The organism is Halobacillus sp. HZG1 (genome assembly GCF_035818575.1).
Taxonomy (GTDB): domain Bacteria; phylum Bacillota; class Bacilli; order Bacillales; family Halobacillaceae; genus Halobacillus; species Halobacillus litoralis.
The window spans coordinates 36,837-58,791 of record NZ_JAYLVQ010000077.1 but is presented as its reverse complement, the minus strand read 5'-3'; the positions used below and the strand labels follow the sequence as shown (position 1 = coordinate 58,791).

The following is a 21,955-nucleotide window of genomic DNA, read 5'->3' as shown; positions in this document are numbered from 1 at the left end:
ATCATGAACAGGATGTGGCTCGGTTCATTTATGATCGTCGTGCTCATCGGCATAGGAGTCTGGGTATTTTTCCAATCTCCATTCCTGCAGCAGAAGAGCTCGGGGAATTTAAATACCAGTGAAGATGGAACAAGTATTTTGGATATTCAACCGATAGAGGCTGGAAGCCGACCAACCAAAAAATTTGAACTAACGGCGGAAGAAACCGAGTGGGAAATACAAAAGGGGGAGTCCGTCCAGGCCTGGACCTATAACGGAAAAGTTCCTGGTGAGTCCTTACACGTTGAACAGGGCGATTTAGTCCAGGTGGAACTGCACAATGAATTAGATGTTCCTGTGACCATTCATTGGCATGGGGTTATTCTCCCTAACCGGATGGACGGGGTGCCAGGGGTGACCCAGGATGCTGTTGAACCAGGGGAATCCTTCACATATGAATTCATAGCAGAAGACCCTGGAACGTATTGGTATCATTCACACCAACATAGTTCTCTCCAAGTAGACAAGGGATTATATGGGCCACTTGTCGTTGAAGAAAAAGAAGACAAACGCGAACAGGATGAAGTTTTCATTTTAGATGAGTGGGCGGTCAACCAGGACCGTGAGAATTGGACCAATATGGGCGGCATGATGATGGGTTCCATGCAGGGAGATGGAGAAGCCGATACAAAAGAAATGTACGATACTTTCACAGTGAACGGCAAAGCTGGCGAGGCCATCGAACCTTTGAGAATGGAAGAAGGCGAAACAGCGAGGCTTCGGTTTGTGAATGCCGGCTACCAGCTGCACCGTCTCGTTTTTCCTGAAGGATCGATGGAAATGATTGCTGTTGATGCGGAACCTGTACAAAACTCCGGGGAAGACAACGTTTTGGAGATTGCCCCTGGTGAAAGGATCGATGTCTTATATACGAAGGGAGAAGCTGATGAAATGATTGGGGAAATGCCAGTGATTGAACACTCTCAAGATATGCAGATTCCCGTTCTCTCTTCGGATTCTAAAGCGGAGAATTTACAAGTAGAGGCTGAAGGTAAGGCGGTAAGCAAGGGTACTTCCCATGCCAGTAAGGATCTGCTTTTTGATAACGTACCGGATGTGGACGTGTCGTATGATATGAACCTTAGTATGGGGATGAACATGGGAGAAGGGATGGTCTGGCAGATTAATGACGGTGTTTTCCCTGATACACCACCGATTCAAGTGGAAAAAGGAGATATTGTAAAAGTGGACATCACGAATGAAGGGCGGTTGAATCATCCCATGCATTTGCATGGCCACCGTTTTCAAGTGGAAGCAGAAGGCGGAGGAGCTGTCGTGAAAGATTTGATTAATGTGAAACCTGGAGAATCGTATACGATTTACTTCGAAGCGGACAATAAAGGGGAATGGTTGTTCCATTGTCATGATAATAATCATGCGGATCGTGGCATGGTAACCATTGTCGATTACGAAAGTGTTTTTTCACCTTTCGAACTGAATCAGACGAATCAGCCTTAATTCACAGAAATGGAGGTTTTAACGATGAGTGAAGAACATTCTCATGAAAAACATAAAGAGCACCATCATGAAGAGTCTCATGAAGATCATGATCATTCTCATGAAGGCCATGATCATTCTCACGAAGGTCATGACCACGGGGCGATGATTGATGATTTCAAACGAAGGTTTTATATATCCTTAATCGTAACCATCCCTATCCTCGTCCTTTCTCCTATGATCCAGGAGCTTTTGGGATTCAGCTTTACGTTTCCGTTTGATCAATACGTGTTATTCGCTTTAGCTACATTCGTATTTTTCTACGGAGGATGGCCGTTCTTGACGGGCGCTATCGATGAACTGAAAAATAAAAATCCTGGAATGATGACTCTGATCGGGCTTGCTATATTCGTGGCCTATGCCTACAGTTCCCTCGTGGTATTCGGATGGTCAGGAAGGAACTTCTTCTGGGAGCTTGCGACGTTGATCGATATTATGCTCCTTGGTCACTGGATTGAAATGAAGTCCGTGATGGGAGCTTCCAATGCCTTACAGGAATTGGTGAAGCTGATGCCGAGCGAGGCTCATCGCCTGACAGAAGGTGATCAAGTCGAAGATGTTCCAGTGAGTGAATTGAAGGAAAATGATCGGGTCCTTGTGAAGCCGGGAGAAAAAATCCCGGTTGATGGGAAAATCATAGATGGAAAGTCAGCCATTGATGAATCCATGCTTACGGGTGAATCGGTGCCGGTAGAGAAAGAAACGGGAGAAGAAGTCATCGGTGGTTCTATTAATAAAGAAGGAAGTCTCACGCTGGAAGTAGAAAAGTTAGGAGACGACACCTATTTATCACAGGTCATTACCCTTGTGGAAGAAGCGCAGAACTCAAAATCCAAAGCACAGGATTTCGCAAACCGGGCGGCTAAATGGCTGTTCTACCTGGCTCTGGGCGCAGGGATTACGACGTTTGTGGTGTGGCTCGCCTTAGGCTTTTCATTGGATGTCGCTCTAGAACGTATGGTCACGGTGATGGTTATTACTTGTCCTCATGCTCTAGGGTTAGCGGCACCATTAGTTGTTGCAGTATCCACTTCTCTTTCTGCAAAACAGGGGCTTCTCATAAGGAACCGGACACAGTTTGAAAATGCACGGAATGTTGATGCTGTTATTTTTGATAAAACAGGAACGCTCACCAAAGGGGAGTTCGGGGTGACCGACCTTATGCCGGAAAAAGACGATGAAAAGGATCTTCTTTACTGGGCTGCAAGTGCGGAGCAGAATTCTGAACACCCATTGGCTCAAGGGATTCTGAAGGAAGCAGAAGACCGGGAGATTTCTCTTGGAAAAGTGGAAGACTTTGATTCCGTTACAGGAAAAGGCTTGAAAGGAACCGTGGATGGAAAAGAAGTGAAAGTCATGAGTCCGGGATATATGGCAGAGAACGATTACGACTATGATCAGGACACGTTCAGCCGCTTATCGGAACAAGGCAAAACGGTCGTATTTGTTCTTCTGGATGACACTTATATCGGGATGATTGCTTTAGCAGATATGGTCCGGGATTCTGCGAAAGAAGCTGTATCTGAATTGAAAGAAAGAGGAATCCGCTCGATCATGCTTACAGGGGATCACCAACGAGTAGCTGACTGGGTGGCTGAACAAATCGGCATAGATGAAGTGTATGCAGAAGTTATGCCGGATCACAAAGCGGAGCAAGTGAAAAAAGTACAGGCAGAAGGCAGGAAAGTGGCGATGACCGGGGATGGAATCAATGATGCGCCGGCTCTCGCAACTGCCGATGTAGGGATTGCCATCGGAAGCGGAACCGATGTTGCGGTGGAAACAGCGGATATTGTACTCGTGAAGAGCAATCCGCGAGATATTGTATCAATCGTAACCTTATCGAAAAACACGTATAAGAAAATGGTTCAGAACTTATGGTGGGCAGCAGGCTATAATATCTTTTCGATTCCACTGGCCGCAGGCGTTCTTGCTCCTGTCGGCATCGTATTAAGTCCTGCTGTCGGAGCGGTCTTCATGAGTTTGAGTACAGTGATTGTAGCGATTAACGCAAAACTTCTCAAAGCATCCTGATTCCCATTTTCTGCACAGTTTCTGCACAAATAGAGGGTAGAATTGAATGAACAAGGTATTCCCCTGAAAATGAGAGGTTATATGAAGCATAAAATATCAATCAAATTAGGATTACTCTTTTTGATTTCTATGATTTTAATTGAGCTTTTGCTTTTTGCCGTATTATATACAACCGTTTCTTCCCATCGAATCAATGAAGTAATGGAGGAGTTATTGACGCGCGGCGCCGGTCATCGGGATGTGTTGGAGAATAATTTTGATGCATCCACTCTCGCTCACGTTGCCTTGATGGAATCGGAGGCTGTAACAGAGGTGATCATCACCGACGGGGATGGAAAGATCCTATCAGAATCGTTTAATGGAGAAACCTACCCTAATGTATTCTATGAAGCAATTGACGGAAAGGCAGAAGAAAAAGAGAGAATCATTGAGGATGAGTGGAGAACGGAGTCCTATGTGGCTACGGTCTCCCCGATTATCGTGGAGAATGAACAGATCGGAAAGGTGATCATGTTTTCTCCCTCTGAAGTAATACGCAGCATCATTGGTCATCTCACCCGTCAGTTTGTTCTTGTTATGGTCGTCCTTATCCTGGTTACAGTCCTGATTGTTGTGGCTTTGTCCAAACTTATCACGCGTCCTCTTATTCGGATGAAAGAAGTCACAGAGAACTTAAGTACCGGCAAAGTGGAAGAGTATCTGGATGAACATCCGAATGATGAGCTGGGGGTTCTCGCCTCGTCGATCAACCGATTATCTGAGGATCTCGAACGGATAAAAAAAGAGCGTCACGATTTTTTATCTGCGATTGCTCATGAACTGAGGACCCCGCTCACCTATGTCAAAGGCTATGCCGATGTGGCGTCAAAAAAGGAGACATCCTTCAAAGATAAAGATAAATATTTGAAGATCATCAAAGAAGAAGCCACTCACTTGACCGACATGGTTCAACAGCTTTTTCAACTTGCAAAAATGGATGAAAATTCGTTTGTTATTGAAGCTCAACTCGTTGACGTGTCGAAGATTCTTGCAGAGGTAAAGGAACATCTAAAGCCTGCCTTAGAGGAAAAGAAAGCCCGTTTGTTCATAGATGTTCCATCAAACACGAGAATTTATGCCGACCCTATGCGGTTCAAACAGGTCCTTTTTAACATCGTGGAAAATGCTCTCCGTTATGGAGGCGAAGAAACAAAGATAATGATTACTGCTGTAACAGAAAGACAGCACGTGATGATAAGAATATCTGATGACGGGCCCGGGGTCCCTGAAAGCTCTCTGCCTTACTTATTTGAACGTTTATATCGTGTAGATAAAGCGAGATCCAGAGAGATCGGAGGAACGGGACTGGGCTTATCCATTGTACGGGAAATCATTGAATTGCACGGGGGATCCGTGAAAGCTTTCAATGATGAAGGGTTGACCATCTCAATCACTTGGCCAAAGGAAGATAACGATGAAAAGAATTCTCTTAGTCGATGATGAAAAGCGAATGTTGGATTTATTAGAATTGTATTTGGTCCCTCACGGATATGAGGTTCGCAAAGTTAGAAGCGGAGCGGAAGGTTTGGAAGAACTCCGGAACTATTCTTACGACCTGGTCCTTCTGGATATTATGATGAAGGATATGGATGGAATGGAAACGTGCCGGCGCATACGTACATTCAGTGAGGTTCCCATCATTATGCTGACCGCAAAAGATCAGAAGGAAGATGTCATCCGAGGTTTGAAGACAGGTGCGGATGACTACATAACCAAGCCTTTCGATGAAGAAATCCTGATCGCACGAATTGAAGCGTTATTAAGGAGAGAAAATCCACAAGCTTCCATCGAAATGAATGGCTTGGAGTGGAATAGTGATACATATGAGCTCCACTATGGGAGCGAACCGATCCCTCTGACTCCGAAAGAGTTCCAACTCTTAGGGCTTCTGCTCAAACACCCGAATCATGTCTATGATAGGAATGATCTGCTTGATCTCGTCTGGGGCATTCAATCAGACACAGGAGGAAGAACGATTGACTCTCATGTCCGACACATCCGTGAGAAAATCCGGCGCACAGGTTTTCCAATCAATGACCACTTGAAGACGGTATGGGGTGTCGGATACAAATGGATAAAAAAGTAAAAAATATGTTTACTTATACCGGTACTGGGTATTATAACTGTGTAAGATCAAAATTTTAAGGAGGAATTATGTATGGCTCACCAGCAGTATCAGGAAACGCTTAAGGTGCTACATGATTGTATGGAGGCATGCAACCACTGTTATGATGCCTGTCTTAAAGAAGAAAACGTGAAAATGATGGCTGAGTGTATTCGTCTGGATCGTGAGTGTGCAGATATTTGTGGATACTTAGAAGCAGCGATTACAAGAGGAACTCCTTATGTGGCGGAACTTGCATCCGTCTGTGCGAAGATTTGTGATGATTGCGGGAAAGAATGTGCCAAGCATGATCATGACCACTGCCAAGCGTGCGCGAAAGCCTGCCAGGATTGTGCAGATGCTTGTAGAAAAATTGCATAAACAAAAAAACAGATCAGCTTTTCAGCTGATCTGTTTTTATTTTTGTAATAGGAGGCTACAGCAATTTCTTTGAAAGTGGATAGACTCCAAGGCTTTGGATGATAAGAGAAATCAGGACAGTGGCAAAAGCTAACGATAGAAACATTTCATGGTTACTTGTCTGCTGCACTTGAAAACTTAAAATGAGAAACACAGACATTGTTCCTTTAAGTCCGGACCACGAAATGACCGTGGATTCACGCCAGGATATTTCCTTCCGCCAATGGGGGAAGAGGGTTGTGCTGCCGGCGATAATGAGGAACCGTACGAGCATGGATAGGATAAAGACGACAAACGCGAACCCCCAGACAGGGGTGCTCAAATAGGGGGCGGCTTTGATTCCGATCAGCAAGAATAATAGAGAGAGACCGGAGATCTCTACAATCCCCCAGAAACCGTCCAATGTATCCTTGAAATGTTCTTCTTTGATCGTTCTGCCGTATTCGAAAGAAAGCATAAGACCGGCCGAAACGGTTGCAAGAACCCCAGAAACACCAAGGGCTTCTGCCAGGTTGAAAATGCCATAAGCAAGAACGATGCTCAGCATCACCTGGTATTCTTTGTTAGGCGTATAATGGATTCCTTTACTCATCAACCAACCGAACGCAATCCCAAGACCGGCCCCCCCTAAAGAAACGAGTAAGAACTCGCTTGCGAAGGAGAGGAGAGTGAAATCCTCAGCGCTCGTATAGATGCCCAGAAGTACAGAAAACATGACGATGCTGGTTCCGTCATTCAGAAGGGATTCACCCTCCACCACATCCGCAATCTTTTCATTGCCGGTAGAATTCTTTAAGATCGAAACCACAGACACAGGATCCGTTGGCGTTAAAATAGAAGCCAGCAGTAAAGCGCCTATGAACGAGAGTGAAAGAAAAGGTCCGCTGATCGCATAGACAAGACCTCCTAAGAACCCGACTGTCAACAGAAGACCGGCCGTAGCTAGAAAAAGGATCAAACCCATATGCTTTTTAAATTGATCTGCCGGGAAACGATAGGCGGACACAAATAATAGAGCGGGCAGAAACACATGATAAATCATATGCTCGGTCACTTCGATGGAAGAAAAGTAAGGGATGAAAGATAAAGCGATGCCGATAAAGACGAGAACCGTCGGTACAGGCAGGTTTTCCTGCTTTTTATCGAGTGTAAATATGAAAAAACCGATAAACAATAGGAGAATTCCTTGTGTAATGGACATGGTCGCCCTCCTTTATTTCTATGTATGGTTTGCCATTATCCTTTGAGTAAAATAATGAAACGTGTGTTTATGCAGTTATATGATATCGAGCTGCTTTTTCGCATAAGAAAGTGAACCCGTGCTATGCTAACCGCAGTCATCATATACAGAAGGGGGTATAGAGGATGTCTAAAGAATTTTGGAATAAAAGCTTTTCAAAAGATACTTATGTGTATGGGAAGCAGGCGAATACGTTCGTAGTTGAAAAGACTGAACAGTTGAAAGAAGCCGAAAAAATCGCTTGTTTCGCAGAGGGTGAAGGTAGAAATGCTGTGCACCTGGCAAAGCAGGGACATCACGTAACGGTCTTCGATCAATCGGAAGAAGGGCTGGCAAAAGCTGAACGGCTGGCAGAAGAAGAGGGTGTTCATATAGATGTGGTTCAAGCGGATTTGACGAAAAAAGAAATGGAACCTGGACAATTTGATGCAGCGGTTATGGTCTTCGGTCATGTTCCGAAAGATCATCAGCGTTTTCTTATTAATCAGATGATCAAGTCCGTGAAGCCTGGAGGATATGTTCTCTTTGAAGTCTATTCTGAAGATCAAATCATTTATGGTACCGGAGGGCCGAAGGATAAACAAATGCTTTATAAACCTGAAGAGGTGCTGGATTGGATCAGGGATTACAAGTGCCTTCACTTCTATTATGGCGAAGCGGACCGGACGGAAGGGGAACGGCATACAGGGATCGGACATGTGATTCAAGCATTCATTCGAGTATGAGGAAAGGCACGTACATTCTTTATACGTGCCTTTCCTCATATGTTTTGTCCTAACTGAAAGTATATCGATCAAGGATATCAATTAAAGTTGTGAGATATCAATTAAAAATCGAATATATCAATTAAATTTCCAACATATCAATCAATAATGAAAAATATCAACCAAAACTCTGTGAAAGTCCCTGCCCCCCCACGTGGAGGGTCAGGGACTTCCTTTTGAGTCTTATCACACTTATTCTCCGAAAGCCTCCGGCAGCATTTTGAATCCATCCACCTCTGCATCTTCTTCCACTTCAATCATGATGCAGCGTTTCCCTTTGTAATTGACCTGTCTGACATACTGCAGGTCCTGAGGGCTGATTGAAATATTAGCGATTTTCGTATTGATTTTAATTGATTTCGAGTTGTATTTCGGTACGATACTGCTTGCTTTCAGCTCATAGCCTTCATTATCGGTAATCTGGGCGAAGGCGTGTTTTACTTTTTCCGAATCGACCTGTTCACCGCTCGATTTCAAGACGCGTTCGACATCCCGGTAGTCGAGCTTCGGAGGAGTATCGTCTTCGTTTTCTTCGACGGTGCGGTTGATCTCCCCATACACATTAGCAAGGGTGGAAGGGCTCAGCTGGTCGCCGACGACGTCGCGGATGACTTCTTCGAAAATGGCTTTATCTTCTTTCGCCGTCATGATTTCTTCTCCGTTCAATACGTCTTCAATGAAACGATAGTCCGGTTCGTTCGCTTTTCCTGCAGAGTAGAGGATATGGTTCACGTCGGAAGCACCGTCTGTAATGCCTGGGAAAAGGAAGCCGGTCATCGGGTTCTTCAAGTCGATGACAGGATCGACTTCAATTTTATATTTAAACTCTTTCTCTATATAGTCGAACTGGATTTCTTTTTTCGGGTCCTCGGTTTTATTGATGCTGCAGAGGATGAATGGGTTTGAATACACAGCGTCGCGGCTGCTTTCCTCTGATTCTTCACTGCGGCGTCTCGTCGGTTTCATGTATTCGGCGCGGATGAAAGAAATGACGACATCCTTCTCATAAGGGTTGTCGCGGATGATTTTTTCTGTCATCTGGAGCATTTGTTCCTTCCAGTCGTCTACATGATTACTTAATAAACCTTTATGTAATATCAGCTGGCTGTTTTCTTCGGCTTCGCGCTGAAACTTCAGTTCGAACAACTTTTCATCCAGCTGCCCGGTGAGAAGCTTTTTGAAATTGTTCATATAAAGTTCCTGCTGGTCTTTATCGAGCATTTCAAATGGCTGGCTTTGGTGATGAAAAATTTCCGTCGTTTCTTTCATAATATAGACGTTGAAGATGTTCTTGATCTTCAGTAGGTCATTATCCACTTTAAGCTGCCTGCGGATACCGGCGATGTCTTTTTTGTCCATCCATCGTTCACTCCTAAATTTCGCTCTCTATCGTTCTCTTATTTTAACACAGGTAGAAGAAAGAGGATAAGAAAAATAAGGAAGTGCAGCCGCTCTTCTCCGTATATCTTTGCCTTCATGGTCATACATTTTTAGGGTGAGCCATATACAAAGGGAGGTGAAAGCTTGAATAAGGAAATGGAGCAATTATTCAATCGGCTAATTGAAATTGAACACGTATCAACGACCTTATACTTAGCGATGTCTGCCTATATGGGGAAGAAGAATTATACAGGAATGGCCAATTGGTTGCGCCTTCAATCAGAGGAAGAACGGACACATATGTTGAAGTTGATTGATTATGTCGTAGATAAAGATGGGACGGTGCAGTTGTCTCAAATTCCTGCCCAGCCGACAGAATATGGTTCACCACTCGAAACGTTTCAAAAGGTGTTGGAACATGAGCAGTTTGTCACCAATTCTTATCGTCAGGCTTTCAATTATGCGAACCAGACCGACCCTCAAGCGGCCGTCATCATCCAGGATTTCTTAAGAGAGCAGATAGATGAAGAAGCTCAAAGCCAAACGATTGTGGACCGCTTGAAACTGGCACAGGATAATCCTTCAGCCATTTTATTACTGGATCAGGAGTTAGGCCAAAGGCAGGCGGTCTAGAATGGAAGGGGGTATTCTGCCTTCAGAATAAAAAGGATTCCCACAAAAGGGAATCCTTTTTCTATTAGTTGTCTTGTTTTGCTTTTTTAGATTTGCGTGCTTTTTTAGCTTCTTGTTTGTGAGCTTCGTTAGCTGCTGCACTTCCGAATTCCTGAGAAAACTCAGTATCGGCTTGTTTAGGGTCAAATCCCTTTTTGTTCTTTTGTTCTGCATCATGTTTCTTCGTTCTTTTCGCCATGATCTTTCACCTCCCTCTCTTTTTTATTATGAATCGGATTGTAATTTCTCATGTAAGTGAGGGAAGAAATTCATCTAGAAACGATTGCAAATCCAATGTATAATAAGTGAAGTTGTAAAAATAGATGGAAGAAGCGCGTGTGCCTTCTTCCATCTATTTTTTCGTTATACGTTGATCGGAAGGAGGAGGAGAGATATGGATTTTTTTGAGCGGATGAAACAGGAGACGGGTGTCCTTTTGAATGAGGTGCAGCAACAGGCGGTGGTGCACACGGACGGGCCGCTGCTTTTGCTTGCGTCACCCGGGTCAGGGAAAACGACGACACTGAATATGAAGATCGGTTATTTGATTCTTGAGAAGAAAGTAGACCCGGACCGGATCATGGCGGTCACATTCAGTAAAGCGTCAGCCCGGGATATGTCGGAACGTTTCGATCGTTTCTTTTCCGGTCTGACGAATGAAAAGGTCCACTTTTCCACTATCCACAGTTTCGCATACAAGGTGGTCCGCGAGTCCTTACGAAAGAATAGTCAGGATTTTCAGCTGATTGAAGGAAACATCAGTGATGAAGAATTGAAAAAAGGCTGGGACGGCCCGGAAGTTCCTCTTCATAAGAAGTTCATTTTGAAGAAGTTGTATGAAGACACAAATGGCGTGCAGATGACGGATGATGAGATGGACGAGCTGATGAGGTACATCAGTTTTGTGAAGAACCGGATGTTGGAAGGGAAAGAGCTTGACCGTGTCTCTTGTCAGGTGAAACAGGCCTCAGCCATTTATCAATCGTATGAAGCGTTCAAAAAGAAAGATCCGTTCAAGTTGCTGCTGGATTTTGATGACATGCTGACGTATTGTCATCAAATTTTATTGGACGATGCTGAAATCCTATCCAAATATCAGCAGCGGTTTGAGTACATGTTGACGGATGAAAGTCAGGATAACTCGTTGGTTCAGCATGAAATCGTTGAATTGCTGGCAAAACCTCAGAACAACCTTTGTGTCGTAGCGGATGATGACCAGTCAATCTTCATGTGGCGGGGTTCAGATGTCGACAAACTTTTAGATTTTGAAGAGACGTATCCGAACGGGACGGTCCTGACGATGTCCCAGAATTACCGTTCATCTGAGGACATTGTGAGGGTATCCAATCAGTTCATTAAACGTAATAAGAAGCGGTATGCTAAAGAAATGTTCACGGAAAATGAGGCCTACACCCCCATTGAGATCAAAAACTTGAGCAATTATGAAAAGCAGGTGAAATATCTCACTGAGCAGCTGAAAAAGAGGAACCCGGGTAAAGAGGTGGCTGTCCTTTACCGCAACAACGCCTCGGCTGTACCGATCGCTGATCAGCTCGATAAAGCCGGCATCAATTTTTACATGAAAGACATCGATCCGAAGTTTTTTAAACACTGGGTCGTAGAAGATATCCTGAACTTCATGCGGTTTTCCTATAATGACCGCCGTGTCGATATTCTCGAGCGTATTCATATGAAGTTTAATGCTTACATTTCGAAAAAGCAGATCTTCTTTTTGAAAAAGAGAAACAGCCAGGTGTCGGTTTTTGATCGGCTTTTGGAGAAGGACATTCCTGACTATCAATCAAAGAACATCAAGAAGGCGAAAAAGCTTTTTAAAGAAATCAACGAAATGGAGCCCGCCCAGGCGATCCGCACGATCAGGGAAAAGCTCGGTTACGATCATGCCCTGCAGAAGATGTCCGAGAAGTTTGGGTTCAATGCTGAACACTTGATGAATATCTTGAACACTCTGGAAAAGATCGCTGAGGGATTAGGGTCACTGAAAGGATTTGCTGACCGCTTGAAGGAGTTGGAGAAACTCCTTCAAACTTCAAAGTACAATAAAAATCAAAGCACCCTGACGCTGACGACGTTCCACAGTGCTAAAGGTCTTGAATATAACAAAGTGTACATGATCGACCTCGTCAATGGCGTCATTCCATCGAAGGATGATATGGAAACGTACCGCAATAAGGAGGCTGGACCGATGGAAGAAGCCGTCCGCCTTTTCTATGTCGGCATGACGCGCGCACGAACAAACCTTGAGTTACTGACGTACAACTACAAAGGTAGTGAACGCGTAACGGAGTCGATTTTCCTGATGAACGTGAGAAGGATCCTTCAGCCGGAAGGGGAGAAGAAGACGCTGAAAAAAAGGAAGCGGCAGGCTCCTGATTTATCAGACGAAAATCTGCTCCGAATGGATGATGTGGAGATTGGCAAACGCATCACTCACCGGAAGTTCGGTCAGGGAATGATTAAGGAATTTGATCGTGACCAGATCGGCATCCAATTTGAAGACGCCGGTTACAAGGAACTGTTGTTAGAAGTTTGTTTGGATAATGGGTTATTGAGTAAGGGATGAAAAGAAATAGAATGTAAATAAAACCACCAGGAAGGTGCCGGGTCTTTAGGATCCTGGCACCTTTTTTATTCCATTCAGTAAGGCATTTACATTCTTTTACAACCCTTTCATCTCTTCTTATCGTTTACTTAATAAAAAGTATTTAACATAGGTCCTAGAAGCGAAGTTTACTGAATCACAAAGGAGATGAAGTCTGATGATCCGAAAACTTAGCATCATCTTCATAGCAATGGGGCTCTTGGTGGTTTTGTGGAACGGTTACCCATGGTGGATGCAAAGTCAGGTCGTTACGGAGGGACCCGGAAATACTATGGTTTCTGAACAGTTGAGTGACTCTTCCTATCCAATGGATTATGTGTATGCTGACACGTATGAAGGGGACGGAGAGCTTACAGTTCCTAAACTTGGAAAAAAGTATCCTGTGGATTACGATTCTGATCCAGACACCTTAAAGAAAGGTATCGGGATGTTTGATACATCCATTGCATCATCCCCTTCTGAAGGTGGGCACACGGTTCTTGCTGGTCACAGTGAGACGACGTTTGCCGGTCTAAATGGTTTAGTAGAAGGGGATTTTATCTATCTAACAGAGAACAATATCGAATATGAATACCAAATTAATAAAATATGGGTGGCGGACTCGGAGGATACATCATTCCTTGTTCCTACATCATCTCCAACTTTAACATTCACCACCTGTTATCCGTTCGACATTACAGGTTCTGCCCCTGAGCGTTTCATCGTACAAGCGGATTTAGTGAAACAGCAGCAAATACAATAAAGACTGCCCCCTCCTTTTATGATGAAAGGAGGGGGGTTTTCGTTTATTTTCATTACGTGAAGGGCGGTGGGGGAGATATTATAGGGGGGGTGATCTTTAGAAAAAATGTACGACGGGCATACTTTTTGGTCAAATCAATGGGGAAAGTTCCGAAAATATTGAAGTTCTGCTTAAGAACAATGAGGCTGCTCTCTCTTTTAAGAAGAAGGGAGTCTATTGCTTTTGCAGGAATGCAGCCCTGTACTGTCGAAAGGTCCTTAAAGCAAAAAAGATTAGTTAGAAGGGGGAGGCACGGATGAATATCGATCCAAGCAAACAAATCCTAAAGCAGGATTCCATTATGGTCCTGGATGGGGCATTAGCGACAGAACTTGAAGCACATGGATGTGACCTGGATGATCCTTTGTGGTCAGCGAAAGTTCTACTGGAAAAGCCAGAAGCTATCCAGGCCGTACATAAAGAATATTTCCAAGCGGGAGCGGATTGTGCAATCACTGCCAGTTATCAGGCAACGCTCCCTGGCTTTGTGGAGCGGGGCTTTTCCGAAGAGCAAGCGATATCGTTGATTAAGAAAACGGTGGAGCTTGCCAGGAGCGCAAGAGACGAATATTGGGAAGAAACAGGTGCTGTTAACAAAGTGAAGCCGTTAGTGGCCGCTTCGATCGGACCTTATGGAGCTTATCTTGCAGACGGGTCGGAATACATCGGGAACTATGGAGTAACGGATCAACAGTTGATCGATTTTCACCGTCCAAGAATGAAAGCAGTGGTTGAAGCAGGTGCAGATCTTTTAGCGATGGAAACGATCCCTTCTTTTCAAGAGGCAAGAGTGTTGGCTTCCTTATTAAAAGAATTTCCTGAGTCATTCGCCTGGGTGTCTTTTACTTTAAAAGATGGAGGTAAAATCAGTGACGGTACGGCTCTTCAAACGTGTGTGAAAGAGCTGAATGATCACGAGCAAATCGCTGCAATTGGAGTGAACTGTGCACCAATGGAAACAGCGGCAGATGCTGTGGCGGTTCTGAGAGCCTATACAGACAAGCCGGTGCTCATGTATCCGAACTCCGGCGAAACGTATGATCCGGTTTCCAATACGTGGCACGGAGAGGGAGCCGAGGTGTGTTTTGATGATGCATCCGAGCGTTGGGTTGTAAGAGGGGCATCGATTATCGGTGGATGCTGCCGGACGACTCCTGACCATATTCGTAGGTTGACGGAGAAGTGGAAAATGAAAGGGTGACCCCAAAGGAACTTTCTTTACAAATCAACACCTGCAACAAGGTTGGGAATATCTGATAAAGCCTTCTCGATGAATGATATAATTGAATTATATAAACTTAAAACCAATGGAGGAACGGAATGACTAAAATCGGGGGTTACACTTGCAGGTGCTGCGGAATATATCACGAAGAACTTCCTACTAGCTATGGGAACCCAGCTCCTGTCTATTACTACGATGCTGAACCTGAAGAACGAGAGGATAGGTTTGAACTGGATGATGATGTTTGTGTTATGGATAATGGAAATTTCTTTATTCATGGGTGCATTGAAATCCCTATGATCGAGACTCATGAACACCTGACATGGGGAGTATGGGTTTCGTTAAGTGAAGCTAATTTTGATGAGCTAATAGAGCACTGGGATATACAAGAAACATTGGAACCAATGTTTGGCTGGTTGTCTACTGACTTACCTTGTTATCCTGATACAGTAAACTTAAAAACAATGGTCCATTTCAGACCAGACAGCATTCGACCTTCTATTGAACTAGAACTGACTGATCATCCTTTAGCAGTGGAATTTAGAGATGGAATAACCCTTGAACGTGTTCAAGAAATAGCTGAACAACTTTGTGATAACAATGATGATTAATGAAAAAGAGCATTGAAGTCAATTCAATGCTCTTTCTACTGCGATTTAATAGGCTAATTGAAATGCTGTTCATATTCACCTTATCTTAGATAACTTTCCCTCCAAAATAAGAGAAGGCGTTATCGATAAATTCCGTCCTTCATATTCCTTTTTATTGCGTGTACCTTTTAAGGAAGTCGAGGACTTTCCTATACACGAGGATTTCGTTTTCCTTCTTGGAAAACCCATGTCCTTCATCCTCAAGTACGATGTATTCCACGTCTCTTCCTTTCTTTTTCAAAGCCTCAACGACTTGATCGGATTCGGCTTTGACTACGCGGGGGTCCTTTGCGCCCTGGATGACGAGCATCGGCTTTGTCATGGTATCTAGGTAGTTGATCGGAGAATCTTCTTCGAGCTTTTCTTTATCCTTTTCAGGGTCACCGATAAACTGGGCCATAACCGGCTTCCAGTGCTCGGGGACAGAGTCGATGAAGCTGAACAGATTGCAGGGACCGAAGATATCCACGACCGCTTTAAAGTATTCTGGATGCCTGCCATGAAGTAAGAGCGACATGTAACCGCCGTAACTGCCGCCCATCAACAGAATGTTATCTTTCCTTGCGTACCCCTGATCGATCAGCCATTCGATCCCTGCAATATTATCAAGTCTTGGTGCATTTCCCCAGTCACCCTCAACCATTTTTGTGAATGTCTGTCCATAACCCGTCGAACCCCGGAAGTTCGGGGCGAAAAGGCTGTAGCCTTCATGGACGAGGAACAGGAATAGCGAACGGAAGGAGTCGCGCTCTGCGAATTGTGGACCTCCATGCGGCCAGAGAATCATATGACCGTTATCCTTTTCCGGCTTCGGACGGTAAAGCAAGGCTTCAATTTCCAACCCATCAAAAGATTTGTACTTAACATGGGCAGGAGCGATTAAATGGTCTTCTTTCACCCCAGGAACCCCGTACTTAGTCAACGGTTCCCATCCTTTATCCGTCTGTTTGTACAGATTTGCAGGTACAGTCGCGGAATTTCCGCGAAGGTACACACGGCCGGACTCGGCAATCACCAATTGATCGATGACGTTGACAGGGGAGTCCAGCTCTTCCAGTTGGGCATCTTGCAGCTTATATTGATAGAGATGATCGCGAACGCCTTTCTCGCTGATGATATACAACGAATTCGTTGTTTGATCATACTTCATCCGTTTGAATTCTTCTGCCTTTACTTGGACGACTTTTTCAAAAGTTTTCGTTTCAAGGTCAAAGCGCGCGAGATAGGAAAAGTCACTCTCATAATTGGTAAGTAAATATATTTCATGTTCTGATATGAAAATCGCATCGGACACCGTGTGCTGAGGATCCGGAGAGGGAGTCAGAAGTACGTCCTCGTTTTTGTTTTTTACGTAAACCAATTGGTATGTATTCGCAAAAGCTTTCATATAAAGAAAGCTTTCCTCCTCCGGGCTTGTATCGCCGAGAATCGTCATGGCCTCTTCCCCGTGGACAATCACTTCCTCTTCTTTGGTTTCCAAGTTGTAACGATAGCCTTTCATGTACGTTGCATCATCTTTTGTGGACGTATAGTACAACTTCTTTCCGTCTTTTGATAAAGAAGGGTGGATGTGGCGCGCGCCTTCTTTTTCTCTTACAGGTAGAAGCGTTCCTCCCTGAGTCGGGACGGCATAAATCTGGCCATTTTCATCACCATCTTCATCTATAACAGCCAACACGAATTCACCTTTAGGATCGTAGGTGATGTGCTCACAGCTTTGATTATGGAACGTAAGTGGATAGGGGAACGTATTCGGCAGGTCCATGGCCCATAGGTTGTATTTGCCATTCAAGTTGGTGCTGAATACAAGCTGGGACTCATCCGGGCTCACGGCAAACGTCTCTATCCCATAGGTTTGAAAAAATTGTTCCACATCGGGTTGTGGGAAGTCTAACATAATTGATTCCTCCTGGTCTTTTGTAGTGTACCTTTTATACCATTCGATATTTTCCTGAATATCCCTTTTTCCTTAAAAAAAAATGACCGAAGAAAAGCTATGGCTTCTTCGGTCATTCTTGGTTTTAGGGCTTAACCGGCGTCCTGTTTCCATAAAGGATCCGTTCAATCATCGCCTTGTCCATATCCAAATGGTTCATTCCATTCTTATGAAGGAGTTCCCGGGTGTTTGTATCATCAAAATCAATGTTTTTATTCCAATAAGGACGGAATACCTGCATCGGAGCATTAAATCCTTGTTCTTCTTTCGTTAATTCACCATCGTAATCGGATGGGACCATCTCGATATTATGAAAGTCAAGTTTCTCCTTGACCATTTCAAACAACAACCGATTCGTTGGTGGATGAGGATTGGTAATGTGATAGATGTCCTTTGGGTGATCCGTGATCAGGGCTGCGTGGAGTACATCCACTACATAGTCGACGGGCACGAAGTTTTGACTCGTCTCTCCATTGCACAAAAACTTAAATGTTTGGTTTTGGAGTTCTTTTTTCCGTGCTGTCCGTTTCTTGAGGATTTCCAGGCCGCGAATGACTCCATACAAGGCAAAACTTGTGTCCGCTTCTCCGGTTTGCGAATCTCCGATAATAATCGAAGGACGGAAGATTTTAATATTTAATGCATGATCATAGCTGAGCACGAGGTGTTCGGCATGACATTTGCTTTCTTCATAAGCGTTCACAAATGTCTGGTCTTTTTCGTGTAACTGTTCCGTGGCATGACGCTTCATTCCGAGTGTATAGGCTGTGCTTACATAGTAGAAGTTTTTAGCATGAATGTCTTCAGCCAGGTGAAGCACGTTTTCTGTCCCGTCCAGGTTGACTTTGAAAGTTTTATCGCGTTCTTCTTCATCAAAAGAAAGGAAAGCGGCACTATGGTAAACCGTATCTATCTTATCGTTCAAAAGAAGAAGTTGTTCTTCACTGACTCCCGCATCTTTAAGAGATAGATCGCCTTCGATGATGTGGAGGTTTTCTCTGGTGTCCACCGGAACTTCCTGCCTAAGGTTTTCCGCTTTCCGTTTATTCCTTACCAAGGCATAGACATCATGGCCCTCTTTCAGTAGTTTCAATGTCAGTTGTTTCCCCAAAAAGCCTGTAGCTCCTGTGATTAAAATGTTCATGTTAGCTCCTCCGATGTTTCATTCATGAGTCTATCTAACAGTTGTGTCGCTCATAATAGAATGAAAGATTTCCAAATCTATATCCATGGCTAGTTTTCGCTATCATTCGTAGTGGATACAAGGATAACATATAGCAAACGGATTGTTGTGAAAAAAGTATGAGAAAAGATTGGAAAAAGCCTTGGGTCGTTATCCCTTGTATTGTCTCTGAATATGGGGGACTAAAATGTTAGAATGAACACATCAAAAGGTCGTCATGGAGGTGCTATCTGTGAATCGTGAACAGATGATTCAGAACTTGAGAGAAGGTCAAGAGCGTGAAGCGATGAGGCAAAGGAAGCAGGAACAAAAATTTTGGAATCATTCCCCTGATATTGATGATCTCGAGGGTGTATTGAAACAACGTACGAAGTTGGAACTGGATAATATGAGAAAGAATTTCGGGTTTCAAGGAATGAGTTCGATGAATAAGAGGGACCTAATTGATCACCTCAAAGAACTTCTTCCCGTACATTTGCATCGGACTTTATCTTATTTGAATGAAGATGCCTATGAGCTTGTGAAAAAGTTGGCTGATGGGAAGGAGGGGGTATGCGGGGAAGACCACTCTTTTTCATATGCTAGTAAAATTGTAAGTCGGGCCTGGGCGTTTCCAATCATTCAGGATGGAAGACGGATATGGATCCTTCCGAAAGAACTAAGAGGAGCGTTCCGTGAAGCCGATGGGCAAAAGCTTCAACAGCAGGTCCGTGAAAATACGGAGTGGATTCTTCTGACCAAAGGGATGCTCCATAATTATGGGTATATCGAACATGGTGCCGCCATTTCAACATTAGAACGACTTAGCGGGCCAGAAGTAGATATCCGGCGTTATTTTGAAGTGATGCGGCTTTGTTCTTATTATGAATTAAATATGGTTACGGGAGGATTTTTGAGTGCTGGTCTAGATTTTGAAGAAAAAGAAAAACTGATTACCCATCACGAAACTCGCCCTGAAATCCCGTATTATCCATTTTCCAAGAAACAGTTAATGGAAGCAGCGCCAGGTGGAGGGATCGAACCGTCGGAGTCGATGAAGCCTTTGATAGAAATGGTCAAAACCTCGTATGATTTGGAACAAGAAGAGATTTTGGATCATGCCAGTTTGTTGGAAGGGCTTCTCAAAGAAGGAATGGATATCAATGAGCTGCTTGAGGTTTTTCAAGAAGTATTTGAAATTCCTGATCAACGGGTCATGCAGCAAGTAGCAGACACACTTGTTTACGCCAATAATCATACCCGGTTGTGGATGTTGAAAGGGCATAAGCCTGTAGAATTGTCGCGGCAAAAGCAAGCTGCATTTAAAGAAGAAACTCGAGGAAAGGTCGTCCCTTTTAAACAGGACAGGAAAATCGGGAGAAACGAACCTTGTCCGTGTGGAAGTGGAATGAAATATAAAAAATGTTGCGGATAACCAAAATAGCATGGGGTGAGGAGGAATGCTTATGCCGGTAAAGCTGAAAAGCATTGCTGGTGAGTTGGAAATTCTTATGGAAGAATATATGACTTTTTTTGATCGCGAAACGTTTGCTGTCGTTCATTTTCCTCCGGGGATGTATGACGAAGTCGAAATGGGTGAGCCATACGAGACACGTATTGATTGGATAGAAGAGGACTGGAAAAGTGCGGAGATGGTGGTCCATAATGAAGAGAGGTTTGTGAAACTGCCCAGCAAATGGGACATTGATGATTATGAAATCATAGAAGATTTCTCTTATTTAATAGAAGATGAACAAGTCAGGAAACAGGTTCTCCATGCCATCCGTGGACGCGGGGCTTTCCGCCGCTTCCGGGAGCATGTAGAATATCACGGTTTGTTGGATGATTGGTACAAGTACAAGACAGGTCGTTACATGGAAATCGCAAAAGAATGGTGCGAAGAGAATGACATTCCTTATGAAGAATAGGTGAAGGAAGGATCAGGATTCCCGAAGAGGGTCTGATCCTTTTTATTTTGTAAAAAAGGTGGGAGGTCCTAGTTCGGAATGTATACATATAGGGTTTCTTCATAAAAATGGTTAGTCACTTTTGTTCATTTTGTCTGTTTGAGCAGGTTTTTGCGGAAAGGATGAAGTATTTGGTAATTAAGCTATTAATTGGGAGGTATTTGATGAAAAAGAAACTTTTAACAGTAGTGGTCACAGGAGCGCTTTTGACAACAGGCGGGTTAATTCCAGGAAGCGGCACGGTCCTGGCAGGAGAAAACGGACCAAATGGACCAAATTATAACGGAAATGAAACCATTAAAAATGAACGGTTGCACTCTTATGAAGAAATGGCTGATTTCTTACATAAGCTGGATCAGCGTTCAGAAGCGCTTGAGCTTGAAGTCTATGGCCAGTCTGTAAAAGGAAGAGATTTGTATTTAGCGAAATTCGGCACGATGGACGAAGACAAGCCAACGGTCCTTTTCCTTACGCAGCAGCATGGGAATGAAACTTTGACAACAGAAGGAGCCTTGCAAGTCATCAAGTATTTGACTTCTAATGGTAAGAGCGTAGAAAACATCCTTGAAAATGTGAATATTCTCATAGCTCCACGATTGAATGTGGATGGAGCAGAGGGAGATGTAAACTTCTCTTTGGATGATTACGTATCAGGCACACACACGCGATACAATGCGAACGGGGTAGACTTGAACCGTGACCACGTTGACCGTGAACAGCCTGAAACGAAGGCTCTGCATGAGGAAGTGCTGCAAAAATACAGCCCAGACTATATGATCGATTTACACCATCAGGGGACACAAACGACGCTTGGGGATACAGGTGAACTTGTTTCTGGATCTATTTTGTATCCAACCAATTCAGAAGTGGATGCAGAAGTCCGTGAACAGTCGAAAAAATTGGGAGCGGTCGTCTATAACGCCGTAGAGTCCAAAGGTTATGGCCTCCTTTCCAAATATCCAGGAGGAACGGCACAAACGATCAGCCGTAATGGCCTGGCTGTCGAATACGGCATCTCTACCTTACTATTCGAAATGCGAGGCATGGCCGATCACTACCGTGAAGATTATGTCCTTGGACAGAAGAGTAATGGATACTTGATCCAACAAGCGGTAACAGCTATGAAAGCTACACTGAATGCTTTGGCGGATGGGGCGCTTGAATCTGCAGATCCTTCCTTTTGGGATACACTGCCGGAAAGCAACTATGATGGTGAATAATAAAAGGGGAGCTTCCTTAGCGGGGAGTTCTTTTTTTTACCAGTTTTTCGTTGGACCAGCGCGCGTTCCGTCGCTCCAGCGCGCGTTTCGCTGATCCAGCGCGCGTTCCGCTGATCCAGCGCGCGTTCCGCTGATCCAACGCGCGTTTCGCTGATCCAGCGCGCGTTCCGCTGATCCAGCGCGCGTTCCGCTGATCCAGCGCGCG

At 44.2% G+C, this 21,955-nt stretch carries 19 protein-coding genes; 14 read left to right on the top strand and 5 right to left on the bottom strand.

All coding sequences use genetic code 11. The features are described 5' to 3' along the window. Nucleotides 1-3 precede the first annotated feature (3 nt). From VKA52_RS15450 to VKA52_RS15430, 5 genes are all read left to right on the top strand, one after another. The gene (locus VKA52_RS15450) at nucleotides 4-1,497 is read left to right on the top strand and encodes a multicopper oxidase family protein (RefSeq protein WP_326316321.1); all 1,494 of its coding nucleotides are present in this window, start codon (nucleotides 4-6) and stop codon (nucleotides 1,495-1,497) included. Between the two features lie 24 nt (nucleotides 1,498-1,521). Continuing rightward, complete coding sequence (locus tag VKA52_RS15445) at nucleotides 1,522-3,570, top strand: heavy metal translocating P-type ATPase (RefSeq protein WP_326316320.1); 2,049 nt, start codon at nucleotides 1,522-1,524, stop codon at nucleotides 3,568-3,570. 81 nt (nucleotides 3,571-3,651) lie between these two features. Further along, a complete protein-coding gene (locus tag VKA52_RS15440) occupies nucleotides 3,652-5,049 on the top strand; it encodes a sensor histidine kinase (protein ID WP_326316319.1) in 1,398 nt (465 codons plus the stop codon). After that, nucleotides 5,024-5,695 carry a response regulator transcription factor gene (locus VKA52_RS15435; RefSeq protein WP_326316318.1) on the top strand — a complete coding sequence of 224 codons (672 nt, stop codon included), beginning with the start codon at nucleotides 5,024-5,026 and terminating at the stop codon, nucleotides 5,693-5,695. Before VKA52_RS15440 ends, VKA52_RS15435 begins: the two co-directional genes overlap by 26 nt. Before the next feature lie 72 nt (nucleotides 5,696-5,767). Beyond that, on the top strand, nucleotides 5,768-6,094 hold the full coding sequence (locus VKA52_RS15430; RefSeq protein WP_326316317.1) for a four-helix bundle copper-binding protein: 327 nt from the start codon (nucleotides 5,768-5,770) through the stop codon (nucleotides 6,092-6,094). A 55-nt stretch (nucleotides 6,095-6,149) separates the two neighbouring features. On the opposite strand, the gene VKA52_RS15425 is transcribed toward VKA52_RS15430, so the two are convergent. Next, entirely contained in the window at nucleotides 6,150-7,334 is a 1,185-nt protein-coding gene (locus VKA52_RS15425) for a cation:proton antiporter (protein ID WP_326316316.1), read from the bottom strand. A gap of 164 nt (nucleotides 7,335-7,498) precedes the next feature. Between VKA52_RS15425 and VKA52_RS15420 the strand changes: the two genes are divergently transcribed. Beyond that, entirely contained in the window at nucleotides 7,499-8,098 is a 600-nt protein-coding gene (locus VKA52_RS15420; protein ID WP_326316315.1) for a class I SAM-dependent methyltransferase, read from the top strand. A 231-nt stretch (nucleotides 8,099-8,329) separates the two neighbouring features. On the opposite strand, the gene VKA52_RS15415 is transcribed toward VKA52_RS15420, so the two are convergent. Then, entirely contained in the window at nucleotides 8,330-9,496 is a 1,167-nt protein-coding gene (locus VKA52_RS15415) for a DUF4317 domain-containing protein (protein ID WP_160913992.1), read from the bottom strand. 177 nt (nucleotides 9,497-9,673) lie between these two features. Between VKA52_RS15415 and VKA52_RS15410 the strand changes: the two genes are divergently transcribed. Beyond that, complete coding sequence (locus VKA52_RS15410; RefSeq protein ID WP_370551116.1) at nucleotides 9,674-10,150, top strand: ferritin; 477 nt, start codon at nucleotides 9,674-9,676, stop codon at nucleotides 10,148-10,150. A 64-nt stretch (nucleotides 10,151-10,214) separates the two neighbouring features. On the opposite strand, the gene VKA52_RS15405 is transcribed toward VKA52_RS15410, so the two are convergent. Continuing rightward, nucleotides 10,215-10,388 (bottom strand): hypothetical protein, encoded by a 174-nt coding sequence (locus VKA52_RS15405; RefSeq protein WP_202412464.1) that lies wholly within the window; start codon nucleotides 10,386-10,388, stop codon nucleotides 10,215-10,217. 195 nt (nucleotides 10,389-10,583) lie between these two features. On the opposite strand from VKA52_RS15405, the gene VKA52_RS15400 reads away from it, so the two are divergent. The 4 genes from VKA52_RS15400 to VKA52_RS15385 all read left to right on the top strand — a co-directional run bounded on the left by VKA52_RS15400 (nucleotide 10,584) and on the right by VKA52_RS15385 (nucleotide 15,426). Further along, on the top strand, nucleotides 10,584-12,773 hold the full coding sequence (locus VKA52_RS15400; protein WP_326316314.1) for an ATP-dependent helicase: 2,190 nt from the start codon (nucleotides 10,584-10,586) through the stop codon (nucleotides 12,771-12,773). Between the two features lie 196 nt (nucleotides 12,774-12,969). Then, nucleotides 12,970-13,554, top strand: coding sequence for a sortase (locus VKA52_RS15395; protein WP_326316313.1), 585 nt, complete (start codon nucleotides 12,970-12,972; stop codon nucleotides 13,552-13,554). A 295-nt stretch (nucleotides 13,555-13,849) separates the two neighbouring features. Further along, nucleotides 13,850-14,794, top strand: coding sequence for a homocysteine S-methyltransferase (gene mmuM, locus VKA52_RS15390; protein WP_326316312.1), 945 nt, complete (start codon nucleotides 13,850-13,852; stop codon nucleotides 14,792-14,794). 119 nt (nucleotides 14,795-14,913) lie between these two features. Continuing rightward, on the top strand, nucleotides 14,914-15,426 hold the full coding sequence (locus tag VKA52_RS15385; RefSeq protein ID WP_326316311.1) for a DUF2199 domain-containing protein: 513 nt from the start codon (nucleotides 14,914-14,916) through the stop codon (nucleotides 15,424-15,426). Between the two features lie 151 nt (nucleotides 15,427-15,577). Here the strand turns inward: VKA52_RS15385 and VKA52_RS15380 are convergent, their stop codons facing one another. Further along, nucleotides 15,578-17,362, bottom strand: a complete 1,785-nt coding sequence (locus VKA52_RS15380) for a S9 family peptidase (protein WP_326316310.1) — start codon at nucleotides 17,360-17,362, stop codon at nucleotides 15,578-15,580. A 124-nt stretch (nucleotides 17,363-17,486) separates the two neighbouring features. Next, nucleotides 17,487-18,545, bottom strand: a complete 1,059-nt coding sequence (locus tag VKA52_RS15375; RefSeq protein WP_326316309.1) for an SDR family oxidoreductase — start codon at nucleotides 18,543-18,545, stop codon at nucleotides 17,487-17,489. Nucleotides 18,546-18,816: 271 nt separating this feature from the next. Between VKA52_RS15375 and VKA52_RS15370 the strand changes: the two genes are divergently transcribed. The 3 genes from VKA52_RS15370 (at nucleotide 18,817) to VKA52_RS15360 (ending at nucleotide 21,750) form a co-directional block, all read left to right on the top strand. Beyond that, nucleotides 18,817-19,998: a YecA family protein gene (locus tag VKA52_RS15370; RefSeq protein ID WP_326316308.1), complete on the top strand. Its 1,182-nt coding sequence runs from the start codon at nucleotides 18,817-18,819 to the stop codon at nucleotides 19,996-19,998. Between the two features lie 31 nt (nucleotides 19,999-20,029). Next, nucleotides 20,030-20,491, top strand: coding sequence for a UPF0158 family protein (locus VKA52_RS15365; protein ID WP_326316307.1), 462 nt, complete (start codon nucleotides 20,030-20,032; stop codon nucleotides 20,489-20,491). Between the two features lie 203 nt (nucleotides 20,492-20,694). Further along, nucleotides 20,695-21,750, top strand: coding sequence for a M14 family metallopeptidase (locus VKA52_RS15360; protein ID WP_326316306.1), 1,056 nt, complete (start codon nucleotides 20,695-20,697; stop codon nucleotides 21,748-21,750). Nucleotides 21,751-21,955 lie beyond the last annotated feature (205 nt).

Coding starts and splice junctions, on each gene's coding strand:
- VKA52_RS15450 (WP_326316321.1), top strand. CDS start 4: ATGAACAGGATGTGGCTCGGTTCATTTATGATCGTCGTGCTCATCGGC.
- VKA52_RS15445 (WP_326316320.1), top strand. CDS start 1,522: ATGAGTGAAGAACATTCTCATGAAAAACATAAAGAGCACCATCATGAA.
- VKA52_RS15440 (WP_326316319.1), top strand. CDS start 3,652: ATGAAGCATAAAATATCAATCAAATTAGGATTACTCTTTTTGATTTCT.
- VKA52_RS15435 (WP_326316318.1), top strand. CDS start 5,024: ATGAAAAGAATTCTCTTAGTCGATGATGAAAAGCGAATGTTGGATTTA.
- VKA52_RS15430 (WP_326316317.1), top strand. CDS start 5,768: ATGGCTCACCAGCAGTATCAGGAAACGCTTAAGGTGCTACATGATTGT.
- VKA52_RS15425 (WP_326316316.1), bottom strand. CDS start 7,334: ATGTCCATTACACAAGGAATTCTCCTATTGTTTATCGGTTTTTTCATA.
- VKA52_RS15420 (WP_326316315.1), top strand. CDS start 7,499: ATGTCTAAAGAATTTTGGAATAAAAGCTTTTCAAAAGATACTTATGTG.
- VKA52_RS15415 (WP_160913992.1), bottom strand. CDS start 9,496: ATGGACAAAAAAGACATCGCCGGTATCCGCAGGCAGCTTAAAGTGGAT.
- VKA52_RS15410 (WP_370551116.1), top strand. CDS start 9,674: ATGGAGCAATTATTCAATCGGCTAATTGAAATTGAACACGTATCAACG.
- VKA52_RS15405 (WP_202412464.1), bottom strand. CDS start 10,388: ATGGCGAAAAGAACGAAGAAACATGATGCAGAACAAAAGAACAAAAAG.
- VKA52_RS15400 (WP_326316314.1), top strand. CDS start 10,584: ATGGATTTTTTTGAGCGGATGAAACAGGAGACGGGTGTCCTTTTGAAT.
- VKA52_RS15395 (WP_326316313.1), top strand. CDS start 12,970: ATGATCCGAAAACTTAGCATCATCTTCATAGCAATGGGGCTCTTGGTG.
- mmuM (WP_326316312.1), top strand. CDS start 13,850: ATGAATATCGATCCAAGCAAACAAATCCTAAAGCAGGATTCCATTATG.
- VKA52_RS15385 (WP_326316311.1), top strand. CDS start 14,914: ATGACTAAAATCGGGGGTTACACTTGCAGGTGCTGCGGAATATATCAC.
- VKA52_RS15380 (WP_326316310.1), bottom strand. CDS start 17,362: ATGTTAGACTTCCCACAACCCGATGTGGAACAATTTTTTCAAACCTAT.
- VKA52_RS15375 (WP_326316309.1), bottom strand. CDS start 18,545: ATGAACATTTTAATCACAGGAGCTACAGGCTTTTTGGGGAAACAACTG.
- VKA52_RS15365 (WP_326316307.1), top strand. CDS start 20,030: ATGCCGGTAAAGCTGAAAAGCATTGCTGGTGAGTTGGAAATTCTTATG.
- VKA52_RS15360 (WP_326316306.1), top strand. CDS start 20,695: ATGAAAAAGAAACTTTTAACAGTAGTGGTCACAGGAGCGCTTTTGACA.